Origin of the sequence: Comamonas sp. 26 (assembly GCF_002754475.1) — a bacterium.
Taxonomy (GTDB): domain Bacteria; phylum Pseudomonadota; class Gammaproteobacteria; order Burkholderiales; family Burkholderiaceae_C; genus Comamonas.
Window position 1 is genome coordinate 2,261,679 of record NZ_PEFL01000001.1, and the last position, 13,225, is coordinate 2,274,903.

Below are 13,225 nucleotides of genomic sequence, written 5' to 3' on the forward strand. Positions count from 1 at the left end.
TTCGCCCAACCAAAAAATATCTGCTGGGCCTACCTCCAACTACCGCTAATGATTGTCAGAAAACTGTCCACCATGCCGCGTATTTCACTGACTCTTGTCTCTGCCGTGTTAATTGCCGCCGCTTTGGCGGGATGCTCCAGCACCAAGGACGACCCGACGGCCAAGTGGACCCCCGAACGCATCTACACCGAAGCGCGTGAAGAGTCTTCTTCGGGTGCTTTTGACAAGGCCGTGCCCCTGTTTGAAAAGCTCGAAGGCCGCGCGGCGGGCACGCCTTTAGCTCAGCAAGCCCAGCTGGAAAAAGCCTACGCCCAGTACAAAGGCGGCGAAAAAGTGCAGGCTCTGGCCACACTGGACCGCTTTACCAAGCTGCATCCCGCAAGCCCCGCCATGGACTATGCCCTCTATCTGAAGGGCCTGGTCAACTTCAACGACAACCTGGGCATGTTCGGCTGGCTGACGCGCCAGGACCTGTCCGAACGCGACCAGAAGGCCGCCAAGGATTCGTTTGAAGCCTTCCGTGAGCTGATCACACGCTTTCCCGACTCCAAGTACTCGGAAGATGCCCGCCAGCGCATGCAGTACATCGTGAACTCGCTGGCCCAGTATGAAGTCCATGTGGCCAAGTACTACTATGGCCGCGGTGCTTATGTGGCCGCCATCGCCCGTGCGCAGACCGCCGTGCGCGACTACCAGAACGTGCCTGCCGTGCGCGAAGCCATGGTCATCCTCGTCAACTCCTATGACGCACTAGGCATGACCCAACTGCGCGACGATGCCAAGCGCGTGCTGGAAAGCAGCTACGGCAACGCGGCCTCCACACCCGTTGAGCAAAAAAAGGCCTCCTGGTGGAAGCTCTGGTAAGCGCTCGCGCTGCATAGCTACCAACTTAGTCGCCCAGGCTGGCCCAAAAAAGGATACGCATTGCGTATCCTTTTTTGTTTATGCGCAGGGTTCAATGTGGATTCAACGCTTGCCGTGGCTGCGTTCTGCGGCCAGTTGTTCCAGCGCTTCTTCAAACTCGGACTGACTGCCCAGCACCCGCATGGGTGGCAACGCCGCCATCAGCTGGCCGCCATAGCCCATGCTGACCAGCCGACTGTCGCAAATCACCAGCACGCCGCGATCAGACTCACTGCGAATCAAACGTCCCGCCCCCTGCTTGAGTGCCAGCGCAGCCTCGGGAATCATGTAGTCATGAAAAGCTGCCCGCCCCACGCGCTCCAGCTGCCGCGAACGTGCTTCAACCAGAGGATCATCGGGCGGAGGGAATGGCAGCTTGTCGATCACCACTAGTTGCAGCACATCGCCAGGCAGATCCACGCCTTCCCAGAACGTAGCTGATGCCACGAGAATTGCACCCCGCTGCTGGGCAGACTGGCTGGCACCTGCAGCCATAAAACGCTGAATCAGCGCCAATTTGGGTGCTTCACCCTGCACTAGCACATCCAGATCAGCAAACAGGCCCAAGGCAGAGCGCAGCGATTCCCTGATCGCATGCAAGGCCTTGAGAGTCGTGGTCAGCACCAGCGTGCGCCCACCAATGCGCTGCGCTGCATCCAGTACCAGTTGCGCCACCTGCGGGCTGTGCTGTGCGCTACCCGCCGCCGCAAAAGGCTGGGGCACATAGACACCCGCCTGATGGTGATAGTCAAACGGGCTTTCAACCTGTAGCACCTTTGCGCCGTGCAGCCCGCAGGAGTCCGTAAACCAGCTCAGCCGCGCATCATTACCCAGGGTGGCAGAAGTAAAAATCCATGTCTTGCGCGCGCTTGTATTGCGGTCTTCGCTCTCATTATTGACATCCTTATCCAGCGTGCGCTGCAGCAAGCGCTGCTGCATGATGCGGGCAATCGACAGCGGTGACTCCAGCATGCGCAGGTGTTGCGTACCCACTTCCAGCCAGCGCACGCAGTCATCGTCGGCAGGCGCTGCAAACCGGGCAAGCCTAGCCAGCAATTCAACGCCGCGTTCATAAAGTCGCTGCAGTTCGGCTGCCATGGCCTCCATGACTGCCAGAGGCTTGAGCAGCGCGCGCAGGCTTTGCCCCAGTCGTACCAGCGCCGCACGCCATTTCGCACCATCCAGCCCCTGCGGTGTAATGCCCTGCCAGGGCAGGCGGCCACCCACCGTGGGCTTTCCGGCCTGCAGCCGCAACTCGCGCATGGCCTGCTCCAGCGTAGCGCACAGCACCAGCCAGTCCGCCATGCCGCGTGCATGCTCCTGCGTCACGCGCAGCGCATCGCGTGCATAGCCCACCAGTTGCTGACTGGACAATGCATCGCCCGCAAACTGCACGCCAATATCGTTGAGCTGATGGGCTTCATCGACCACGACCACGCCGGTGTTAGGCAGAAGATTCGCCATGCCACTGTCGCGCACATCCAGATCGGCAAACAGGAGGTGGTGATTGACGACCACCACATCGGCGTCCAGCGCCTGCTGGCGCGCCAGATTGACATGGCAGGCCTGCCAGTGCGGGCAGTCCGAGCCCAGGCAGTTATCTTTGGTCGAGGTGACCAGCGGCACGGCTGGCGAGCGCTCGTCCAACGCCGTCATCTCCGCCAGGTCACCCGTGCGAGTGATTCTGGCCCAGCGCTCCACATCCGCCACGGTGCGCAGCACCTGAGGGTCTTGCGGTGCCGTGCGGCCTTGGCGCACTCGCTCAAGCCGTTCAATGCACAGATAAGACGCTCGGCCCTTGAGCCGCGCCATGCGCAGCGGCAGGCCAAGGCCATGCACCAACCTTGGCAAGTCACGCGCAAACAACTGATCCTGCAAGGCCTTGGTAGCGGTAGACACCAGCACGCGCTGGCCGCTGAGCAGTGCGGGGACCAGATATGCATAGGTCTTGCCAACGCCCGTGCCCGCCTCGACCACCAGTACATCGCCCTCTTCAATGGCCTGCGCCACAGCCAACGCCATGCGGGTCTGGCCCGAGCGCGGCAAAAAAGCGGGCTCAGCCAGGGACAGCGCCCCGTCCGCAGAAAACACTTGTGCGACCGCATCCAGCAACTGAGTCAAACCGTTTTACCTTCATACAAGCAAAGTCAGTGCAACCTCACATAAGATTGCAAATATCCATTTAAAACAGGCATCCGGCCGATAAAATGTAACTCAACGTAAAGCAACGCCATTCCAGCCCGTCTAATTCACTCATGTCATCCAGCTATCGCATCCAGGCCGCAACCGGCATACATCGTGGCGACCGGGAATATCAGCAAGACCAAGTTCTGCTGATGAGCCACCCCTATGCCAAAGGCTGCATTCTTGGCATCGTGGCAGACGGCATGGGTGGGCGCAGCGGCGGGCGCAAGGCATCAGACCAGGTGATGCTCACGGCGCGCCAGTTGTTTGAGCGTTTTGAACCAGCCAAGGAAGACTGCATGCGCATGTTGCGCACCATTGTGCAGGATGCACACACCGTCATTCGCCTCACTGCCATCGCTTCAGAGCAAGAGCCTCACAGCACCCTCGCCGCCTTTGTGGTGCTGCCCGACGGTGTCTGCCACTTCATACATTCTGGCGATTCGCGGCTCTATCACTTCCGGGGCGATCGTCTCCTGCACCGCTCGCTTGACCATTCCTATGTGCAGGCGTTGGTGGACCGCGGCGACATCACGGAAGAAGAAGCCAACAACCACCCGCAATCAAATATCTTGCTGGGCTGCCTGGGTGCGGAAAGCCCGCCGCCCATGGTTCACCATCTCCTCGAAACAATGCAGCCAGGCGATACGCTGATGGCCTGCTCCGATGGTGTCTGGCACTACTTCACCACGCAAGAGCTGGCCACCGTGCTTGATGGACTCTCTCCCCGCGAGGCTTCGGAGTTTCTGATTGAAAAAGCCCGCCAGCGTGCAGCGGGCGGGGGCGACAACCTGTCGCTGGCAATCTTGAAGCTGGCTGAACCAGAAAACGCCAGCTGATCAGCCCCTCAATACCAGATAAAAACAGTCGTTAGTGCTTTAAATACAAGCGCTTACAGCAATGCTTTCAATAGCAACTTCTATGACTGCGGCCGAAATCTTAGTCTCTTTAGCCAGAGTCTTTAAAGATGCTCAAGGCGCAGGTGCAGGCAGCGGCGCAGAGGTTTTGCCTCGCTCCTGAGCCTGTTTCAAAGCACGAGCCTTATGGTCAGCCGCTTCTTTGAGCTTGGCCTCACGGGCCGCTGTGGCCTTGGCTTCCCTTTCTTCTCTGCCTTGATCGGCATGCGCACGGCTTTGATCATGGCGGCGCTGGTAGTCCGCCTGTTTGCTCGCACGCTGCTGGGCCTCGCTCTGGCGCTGGGCCTGCACCGCCTGCTCATCCACAGGCGGCTTGGCGCCCACGCCCGTCGGTGATGGCGGGTTCTTGCCAGCGTCATCGCGTTTTTGCGCCTTCATAGGCACAGCTGCATTTTTGGCTTTTTTATCCTCAATATCCTTGAGCTTGGTCGTCGCTCTTTCCTTGCGCTCGATATCGTTGAGCTCCAGCTCGCGTGCGCGCAGCGGGACATCCCTGAGGCGAGCTTTCTCTCGCGCATCGGCCAGGCAGCCTTCGACAGAGAACTTCTGGTAGCACAGCTTGTCCTCTGCCACATGCTGCTGCTCAATCAGCGCTCGCTGTCGCACAATTTCTGCGCGCTCTGCTTCATGCTCTTTCAGCAACTGCTCGCGCTGCTGCTGCGCCGCAGCTTTTTGCGTCTGCTGCCCCTCGCCCGGCACCTGAGCATTGGCTGGCGCGCAAAGCACCCAGACCGCAGCAATGGGGGTAAGTGCCAGAGCAGTAAAGCGGAGGCTGGTCAGCTGGGCAAAAGGAGTAGGCATCTTCATCAACTTGAGGCTTTAGTACAGACAGGTATCCAGGCATCTTAAAACGCCTGGCCGCAGCGCTTGACTGTCAGGTCAAGCTGGTGTCGACCACGCGGCGCTCCAGCGCCAGATATTCCTTGGAGCGCATCTCGTTCAAACGCGAAACGGTGCGCGGAAATTCATGGGACAACGGACCCTCAGTATAAATTTGCTCGGGCGGCACCGCCGCCGACATGATGAGCTTGACATGGCGGTCATACAGCACATCCACCAGCAGCGTAAAACGCCGCGCGGCCGATGCCATGTTGACATGCAGTTCAGGCACATCAGACAACAAGACAGTATGGAACTGCGTGGCAATTTCAAGGTAATCGTTTTGCGAGCGCGGGCCGCCGCACAGCTCGCGAAAATCAAACCAGACCACGCCACCTGCACGGCGCTTGGCCGCAATTTTTCGGGTCTCGATCTGCATCACTGGCTCTTCGTCATGGGCTTCGGCCAGACGATTGAAGGTGTCCGTCATGGCCGCTTCAGCCTCGGCTCCCAGCGGGCAATGGTAGAGCTTGGCGTCTTCCAGCGTGCGGCGACGATAGTCAGTGCCGTTGTCCACATTCACCACTTCCATGCGCTCCTTGAGCAAGGCAATCGCAGGCAGGATGCGGTCCCGGTGCAGGCCGCCAGGGTAGAGTCCGTCCGGCTCGAAATTGGAGGTCGTCACAAAGCCCACGCCATTGGCAAACAGCGATTCCAGCAGCTTGTAGAGAATCATGGCGTCCGTGATATCGGCCACATGAAATTCGTCAAAACAGATCAGCTTGTACTTCTTGGAGATCTTGGCACCCAGCGCATCCAACGGGTTCTGCGTGCCTTGCATGAGATGCATCTCGCGATGCACCTCACGCATGAATTCGTGAAAGTGCAGACGCACCTTGCGCTTGATGGGCACGGCGTTGAAAAAGCATTCCATCAGAAAGCTCTTGCCGCGCCCCACCCCGCCGTACATATAGACGCCCTTGGGCAGGTTCGGGTGATTGATCAGTTTCTTGAGAGCATTGGAGCGCTTGCCTTTGTAGGCCGTCCATTCATCAGCGCAGCGCTGCAACGCCTCAACAGCATGCAGTTGTGCAGGATCGCTTTTGAATCCCTTGGCGGCCAGTTCTGCCTCATAGGCCTGTTTTACATTCACCGTCGTCTCCAGATGCTCAAAAAATAATAGCTGCTACCGCTTATGTATTAAGCGCTAGCAGCCATTTTGGTCCAAATTCTAAAAGAAACTCAGCTTGCGCGCTGGTACTTCACAGCCATGTCAACAACCTGCGCGCAAGACTGATAAAACTTTAGAAATTCAGTGTGCGCTTGTCCACGGCCAGAGCGGCTTCCTTGGTGGATTCCGACAGCGAGGGGTGTGCGTGGCAGATACGGGCGATGTCTTCGCTCGATGCCTTGAACTCCATGGCCACCACGGCTTCAGAGATCAGCTCGGACACCATGGGACCAACCATGTGCACGCCCAGAATTTCATCAGTCTCGGCATCGGCCAGGAACTTGACCATGCCGGTCGTGTCGCCCAGAGCACGAGCGCGGCCGTTGGCCAGGAACGGGAAGGTGCCCGCCTTGTACTTGACGCCGTCAGCCTTTAGTTGCTGCTCGGTGCGGCCCACCCATGCGATTTCAGGGCTGGTGTAGATTACCCATGGGATGGTGGCGAAGTTCACATGGCCATGCTGACCAGCGATGCGTTCGGCCACAGCCACAGCTTCTTCTTCTGCCTTGTGTGCAAGCATGGGTCCACGCACCACGTCGCCCACAGCCCACACACCTGGCAGATTGGTCTTGCACAGATCGTCCACCACAATGGCACCGCGCTCATCCAGAGCCAGGCCCACGGCTTCAGCGTTCAGGCCGATGGTGTTAGCGGTACGACCAATCGAGATGATCAGCTTGTCCACATCCAGCGTCTGGGCTTCGCCCTTGGCGTTGGTGTAGGCAACGGACACGCCCTTCTTGCCGGTCTTGACTTCGCCGATCTTCACGCCCAGCTCGATCTTCAGACCTTGCTTGTCGAAAGCCTTCTTGGCTTCCTTGGCGATTTGCTCGTCCACCACGGGCAGGAACTTGTCCATGCCTTCCAGCACGGTCACTTCCGTGCCCAGGCGACGCCAGACCGAACCCATTTCCAAACCGATCACGCCAGCGCCAATCAGGCCCAGTTTCTTGGGAGCCTTGCCCAGGCTCAAAGCGCCGTCGTTGGAGAGGATGTTCTCTTCATCGAAAGGTACGCCGGGCAGAGCACGGGCGTTGGAGCCTGTGGCCACAACGATTTGCTTGCCGGTGATGATTTCTTCTTCCTTGCCAGCCACCTTGATTTCATAGCTGCCTTCAGCAGCTTTGACGAAGGAGCCACGGCCGTGGAAGAAAGTGACCTTGTTCTTCTTGAACAGGTACAAGATGCCGTCGTTGTTCTGCTTAACAATGGCTTCCTTGCGACCAATCATCTTGGCCACATCCATCTCAACCTTGCCGGTGGAGATACCGTGGTCAGCAAAGTGCAGCTTGGCATGTTCGAAATGCTCGGAAGACTGCAGCAGTGCCTTGGAAGGGATACAACCCACGTTGGTGCAAGTACCGCCGGGAGCAGCGCCGCCCGCAGCATTCTTCCACTCGTCGATACAGGCGACGTTGAAACCCAGTTGTGCTGCACGGATTGCAGCGATGTAGCCGCCAGGGCCTGCGCCGATAACGACGACGTCAAATTGCTTGCTCATGATTTAAATCTTTACTCTGTTTAGCTGCAAAAAAGCCCACCGCTTTTGGTGGTGGGCCTTATCGAATCTCGACCTGCGGGGAATTACAGATCAAACAGCAGACGGGATGGGTCTTCCAGCGCGTCCTTCATGGCCACCAGGCTCAGAACAGCTTCGCGGCCGTCGATGATGCGGTGGTCATAAGACATGGCCAAGTAGTTCATGGGGCGAATCACGATCTGACCGTTTTCGACCACAGCGCGGTCCTTGGTGGCGTGCACACCCAGAATGGCGGACTGAGGAGGGTTGATGATGGGGGTAGACATCATCGAGCCGAAGGTACCGCCATTGGAGATGGAGAAAGTACCGCCGGTCATTTCTTCAATGCCCAGCTTGCCTTCCTTGGCCTTTTGACCGAACTCGGCGATCTTCTTTTCGATGTCAGCGAAGCTCATCTGGTCTGCATTGCGCAGGATGGGCACCACCAGACCGCGAGGCGAGCTCACAGCGATACCGATATCGAAGTAACCGTGATAGATGATGTCGTTGCCGTCCACCGAAGCGTTCACCGCAGGGAACTTCTTCAGAGCGTGTACAGCAGCCTTGACAAAGAAGGACATGAAGCCCAGCTTCACGCCATGTTCCTTGGTGAACTGGTCCTGGAACTTCTTGCGCATGTCCATCACGGGAGCCATGTTCACTTCATTGAACGTGGTCAGGATGGCGTTGGTGGCTTGCGACTGCAGCAGGCGCTCGGCAATACGGGCACGCAGACGTGTCATGGGCACGCGCTGCTCTGGGCGCTCGCCCAGAATTGCGGGAGCGGCAGGCGAAGCCGCCTGAGCCAGTGCAGCCTTGGGTGCGCCGGTTGGGATGGCAGCGCCAGCCTTGATGGCGGTCAGTGCATCACCCTTGGTCACGCGGCCGTCCTTGCCGGAACCAGCCACATTGGCTGCGGACAGGTTGTTGTCGGCCAGGATCTTGGCGGCGGCAGGCATGGCCACACCGCTCTTGTCTGCACTGGCAGGCGCTGCCACGGGAGCAGCAGCAGGAGCCGAGGCAGCCGGAGCTGCAGCCACGGCACCCGCCACAGCGTTGGAGTCGATCTTGGCGATCAGCTGCTCAGCTACCACGGTTGCACCGTCGCCTTGCAGGATTTCGGTGATCACGCCAGCAGAAGGAGCAGGCACTTCGAGCACGACCTTGTCGGTTTCGATTTCGATGAGGATTTCGTCCACGGCCACAGCCTCGCCAACCTTTTTCTTCCAGGTCAGCATGGTTGCTTCAGCGATGGATTCGGACAACTGGGGGACTTTGACTTCAACGATAGCCATTTTATTTCTTTCCAAAAGTGTTTTGTCTGATACGAACAAACGTAGAGAAGCGGTTTGACTGCCTTATTTGGTCAGAACAAAACCCTTGAGTTTGGCGAATGCGCCTTCCACCAGTGCCTTTTGTTGCTCTTGGTGCAGATGCGAGTAGCCCACAGCAGGCGAAGCGGACGCAGCGCGACCGGAATAGCCCAGCTTCTGGCCTTCACGCATGTTTTCGTGAATATTGTGCTGAATGAAGAACCAGGCACCCTGGTTCTGAGGCTCATCCTGGCACCACACGATGTCAGCAGCGTTGGCGTACTTCTTCACTTCGGCAGCGAATGCCTTGTGGGGGAAGGGATACAGCTGTTCGACGCGGATGATGGCCACGTCCTTGGCTTCCTTCTCTGTACGCTTCTTCACCAGATCGTAGTACACCTTGCCCGAGCAGGCGATGATGCGCTTGACCTTGGCGGCGTTCTTGACGATGGACTCGTCCTGCTCGGGGATCACGGTCTGGAAACCACCAGAGGTGAACTCGGACAGAGGCGAAGTGGCGTCCTTGTTACGCAGCAACGACTTGGGAGTCATGATGATCAGTGGCTTGCGCAGGTTGCGCACCATCTGACGACGCAGCACGTGGAAGATCTGGCTGGCCGTTGTGGGCTGCACGATCTGCATGTTGGCGTCAGCAGCCAGCTGCATGAAGCGTTCCAGGCGAGCCGAGCTGTGCTCAGGGCCCTGGCCTTCATAGCCGTGTGGCAGCATCAGAGTCAGGCCGTTCACACGACCCCACTTCACTTCACCGGAGGCGATGAACTGGTCGATCACCACTTGGGCGCCGTTGGCGAAGTCGCCGAACTGAGCTTCCCAGACCACCAGAGTGTTGGGATCATTCGATGCGTAGCCGTATTCGAAGCCCAGCACTGCCTCTTCAGACAGGATGGAGTCGATCACGACGAACGGAGCCTGGTTGTCGGCCACGTTTTGCAGAGGGATATATGTGCCCTCGTCCCACTTTTCACGCTTTTGATCGTGAACCACAGCGTGGCGGTGGGTAAATGTGCCGCGACCGGAGTCTTCACCCGACAGACGCACGGGGAAGCCCGAGGCAGCCAGCGAGCCGAAAGCCATGGTTTCACCCATACCCCAGTCCACGTTCACATCGCCGCGACCCATGGCTGCGCGGTCGTCATACACCTTCTTGACCAGTGCATGAGGATTCACGCTGGCTGGCAGGGTGGTGATCTTCTCGGCCAGACGCTTCCACTCGGCCAGAGGAATGGCGGTGTCGCCAGCGTCAGTCCAGGTCTTGCCCACAAACGGGCTCCAGTCCACGGCGTACTTGCTCTTGAAGTTGGTCAACACCACATCTTGTGTGTGACGACCTTCGTCCATGGCAGCGCGGTAGGCCTTGACCATCTCGTCGCCCAGCGTATCGCCCAGACCTTGAGTGGCCAGCTTGTCAGCGTACAGCTTGCGCGTGCCGGGGTGGGCACCGATCTTCTTGTACATCAGAGGCTGTGTCAGGGCAGGAGTGTCTTGCTCGTTGTGACCCAGCTTGCGGAAGCAGATGATGTCAACAACCACGTCCTTGGAGAATTCCATACGGAATTCCAGAGCCAGTTGCATGGCCAGGCACACTGCTTCAGGATCATCACCGTTCACGTGCAGGACGGGCGACTCGATCATCTTGACGATGTCGGTGCAATACATCGTGGAGCGCAGGTCGCGGGGGTCAGAGGTGGTGAAGCCGATCTGATTGTTGATGATGATGTGGACCGTACCGCCAGTGGTGTAGCCACGGGTTTCGGACAGAGCCAAAGTTTCCTGATTCACGCCCTGACCGGCAAAAGCGGCATCACCGTGAACCAGCACGGGCAGCACTTGCTTGCCGTGGGGGTCATCACGACGGTCCATGCGCGAGCGCACAGAGCCTTCAACCACGGGGTTGACGATTTCCAGGTGAGAGGGGTTGAACGCCAGCGACAGGTGAACAGGGCCACCCTTGGCGGACACATCAGAGCTGAAACCCTGGTGGTACTTCACGTCACCGGAAGGCAGATCTTCAGGAGCGGTGTGATCGAACTCGGCGAACAGATCCTTAGGCATCTTGCCCAGGGTGTTGACCAGCACGTTCAAACGGCCACGGTGAGCCATACCGATCACGACTTCCTGCACGCCCTTGGCGCTGGCAGAGTTGATCAGCTCATCCATAGCAGCGATGAAGGACTCACCACCTTCCAGCGAGAAGCGCTTCTGGCCCACATACTTGGTGTGCAGGTAACGCTCCAGACCTTCAGCAGCCGTCAGACGATCCAGAATGCGCTTCTTTTCGTCGGCGTTGAAAGTGGGCTTGGAACGGATGGATTCCAGGCGTTGTTGCCACCAGCGTTTCTGGTTTTGATTGGTGGCATACATGTACTCAGCACCCAGAGTGCCGCAGTATGTCTCGCGCAAAGCATTCATCAGCTCGCGCAGTGTCATGGTTTCCTTGCCGAAGAAGGTGTTGCTGGTGTTGAACACCACTTCTTGGTCGGCATCGGTGAAGCCGTAGAAAGACAGCTCCAGCTCGGGAATTTCGGGGCGCTCAGTGCGCTTCAGAGGATCCAGATCAGCCCAGCGCTGGCCCACATTGCGGTACGCAGCAATCAGCTGCTGCACGGCAGTGCGCTTGCGACCCAGTTCAGAGTCGGCACCGGAAGCCACGACCACCTTGGTGCCACCTTGCTTTGCACGTTCGGCAAAAGCATTGATCACAGGCAGGTGTGGGATGTCCTTGTTGTCGGTACCGTCGACTGCAGGCACATGCTGCAGAGCGTCGAAGTACTCGCGCCAGGAATCGGGAACGCTGCTGGGGTTGGCCAGGTAGTTCTCATACATCTCTTCGACATAAGGCGCATTGCCGCCGAAAAGGTAAGTGTTGCCTTCATAGGCTTGATAGATCGTTGACTGATCGCTCATGTTTCGCTGACCTCCGCTCTCCTTTGGAGAGCATTAGCTGGTTTGTAGTACCTTCCGCGACACGGCTGTACCGGTTGGCGGATGCGACTGTGGCAAGGGAAGGCCTGAAGTTGCGAGAGACATTGTGCCACCGTTCAAAGCCCGAGTCTTATAAAAGACATGATGTTTACAAGCCACGGACTCGCTTACATTGCGTGAACCCTACAAACAAGGATTCGCATGCCGCTTCTGCCGCTTCACAAACGTGCATTTATTCTTCTTTTGATAGCAGTTACCCTAGGTTTCGGCTTGGTTCTGCAGGAATATGCCGTAGCTATTTTCTGGGGTGTCACGTTTGCCATTGTCTTTGCCCCCCTGCACCGAAAGCTGCTGGCGCGAATGCCCCAAAAACCAACACTGGCAGCACTTGCAACCCTGCTGATCAGTCTGGTAATGGTGATTTTTCCGCTGGTCTTGATCAGCCTGTCCCTCATCAAAGAGACTGCCGCCATTTACGACCGCATCAACAGCGGTAACCTGTCCGCAGGCAGCTACGTGGAGCAGGTCTTCAACGCCCTGCCCTCATGGATGACGCCCTGGATGGATAAGCTGCATCTGGGCACTTTGGCCGAGATTCAGAACAAGCTTTCCAATATTGCGCTGCAAGTGAGCAAGCTGGCGGCCACCAAGGCCGTGGGCCTCGGTCAGAACACACTGGGCTTCGTGGTCGGCTTCGGCGTAATGCTGTATCTGATCTTCTTTTTGCTGCGTGATGGCAAAGCGCTGGTCGCCCGTATCTGGGTTGCTACCCCTCTGGCGCCCGACCACAAACGCGAGCTTGCTACCAAGTTCATTACCGTCATCCGCGCCACGGTCAAAGGCAACCTGGCTGTTGCTGCGGCACAGGGTGCATTGGGTGGTCTGATTTTCTGGATTCTTGGCATTCAAGGTGCCGTGCTGTGGGCCGTTGTCATGGCCTTTCTATCCCTGCTGCCTGCCGTGGGGGCAGGTCTGGTCTGGGGCCCGGTGGCGATCTACTTTTTCGCCACCGGCGAAGTCACCCAAGGTGTCATCCTTGCCGCTTACGGGGTTGTGGTGATTGGACTGGTAGACAATGTACTTCGACCTTTGCTGGTCGGCAAAGACACCAAGATGCCGGACTATGTTGTCTTGATCTCTACGCTGGGCGGCATGGCCTTGTTTGGACTCTCTGGCTTTGTCATCGGACCTGCGATTGCCGCCCTCTTTATGGCCGCCTGGGAGTTGTTTACCTCCATGCAGGAACAAGAAGAAAAGCAGCTGAGCACTGAATTCGATCAAAAACGCGCAATCGAAGACAAGACAATAGAGACAAAAGAAGTCAGCAAACCGCTTGAAATCAAGCCAGAAAACCCCGGAGTTGAGCCCTAAATATTGACCGTAAATGACAGCAATC

General features: G+C 57.9%; 9 protein-coding genes. 3 read left to right on the forward strand and 6 right to left on the reverse strand.

The genetic code is table 11. From position 1 onward, the window contains the following. Positions 1-72: 72 nt before the first annotated feature. Positions 73-864, forward strand: coding sequence for an outer membrane protein assembly factor BamD (locus CLU84_RS10415; protein WP_099737976.1), 792 nt, complete (start codon positions 73-75; stop codon positions 862-864). Positions 865-966: 102 nt separating this feature from the next. Here the strand turns inward: CLU84_RS10415 and CLU84_RS10420 are convergent, their stop codons facing one another. After that, positions 967-3,024, reverse strand: a complete 2,058-nt coding sequence (locus CLU84_RS10420; protein ID WP_099737103.1) for an ATP-dependent DNA helicase — start codon at positions 3,022-3,024, stop codon at positions 967-969. Between the two features lie 134 nt (positions 3,025-3,158). Between CLU84_RS10420 and CLU84_RS10425 the strand changes: the two genes are divergently transcribed. Continuing rightward, positions 3,159-3,926 carry a PP2C family serine/threonine-protein phosphatase gene (locus CLU84_RS10425; protein ID WP_099737104.1) on the forward strand — a complete coding sequence of 256 codons (768 nt, stop codon included), beginning with the start codon at positions 3,159-3,161 and terminating at the stop codon, positions 3,924-3,926. Positions 3,927-4,058: 132 nt separating this feature from the next. On the opposite strand, the gene CLU84_RS10430 is transcribed toward CLU84_RS10425, so the two are convergent. From CLU84_RS10430 to CLU84_RS10450, 5 genes are all read right to left on the reverse strand, one after another. Then, complete coding sequence (locus CLU84_RS10430; RefSeq protein ID WP_099737977.1) at positions 4,059-4,805, reverse strand: hypothetical protein; 747 nt, start codon at positions 4,803-4,805, stop codon at positions 4,059-4,061. A 73-nt stretch (positions 4,806-4,878) separates the two neighbouring features. Continuing rightward, the gene (gene zapE / locus CLU84_RS10435) at positions 4,879-5,976 is read right to left on the reverse strand and encodes a cell division protein ZapE (protein ID WP_099737105.1); all 1,098 of its coding nucleotides are present in this window, start codon (positions 5,974-5,976) and stop codon (positions 4,879-4,881) included. 151 nt (positions 5,977-6,127) lie between these two features. Further along, complete coding sequence (gene lpdA, locus CLU84_RS10440; protein ID WP_099737106.1) at positions 6,128-7,555, reverse strand: dihydrolipoyl dehydrogenase; 1,428 nt, start codon at positions 7,553-7,555, stop codon at positions 6,128-6,130. Between the two features lie 83 nt (positions 7,556-7,638). Continuing rightward, the gene (gene odhB, locus CLU84_RS10445; protein ID WP_099737107.1) at positions 7,639-8,868 is read right to left on the reverse strand and encodes a 2-oxoglutarate dehydrogenase complex dihydrolipoyllysine-residue succinyltransferase; all 1,230 of its coding nucleotides are present in this window, start codon (positions 8,866-8,868) and stop codon (positions 7,639-7,641) included. A 63-nt stretch (positions 8,869-8,931) separates the two neighbouring features. Beyond that, positions 8,932-11,811, reverse strand: a complete 2,880-nt coding sequence (locus CLU84_RS10450; protein WP_099737108.1) for a 2-oxoglutarate dehydrogenase E1 component — start codon at positions 11,809-11,811, stop codon at positions 8,932-8,934. A gap of 219 nt (positions 11,812-12,030) precedes the next feature. On the opposite strand from CLU84_RS10450, the gene CLU84_RS10455 reads away from it, so the two are divergent. Continuing rightward, positions 12,031-13,200, forward strand: a complete 1,170-nt coding sequence (locus tag CLU84_RS10455) for an AI-2E family transporter (protein WP_099737109.1) — start codon at positions 12,031-12,033, stop codon at positions 13,198-13,200. Positions 13,201-13,225: the final 25 nt, after the last annotated feature.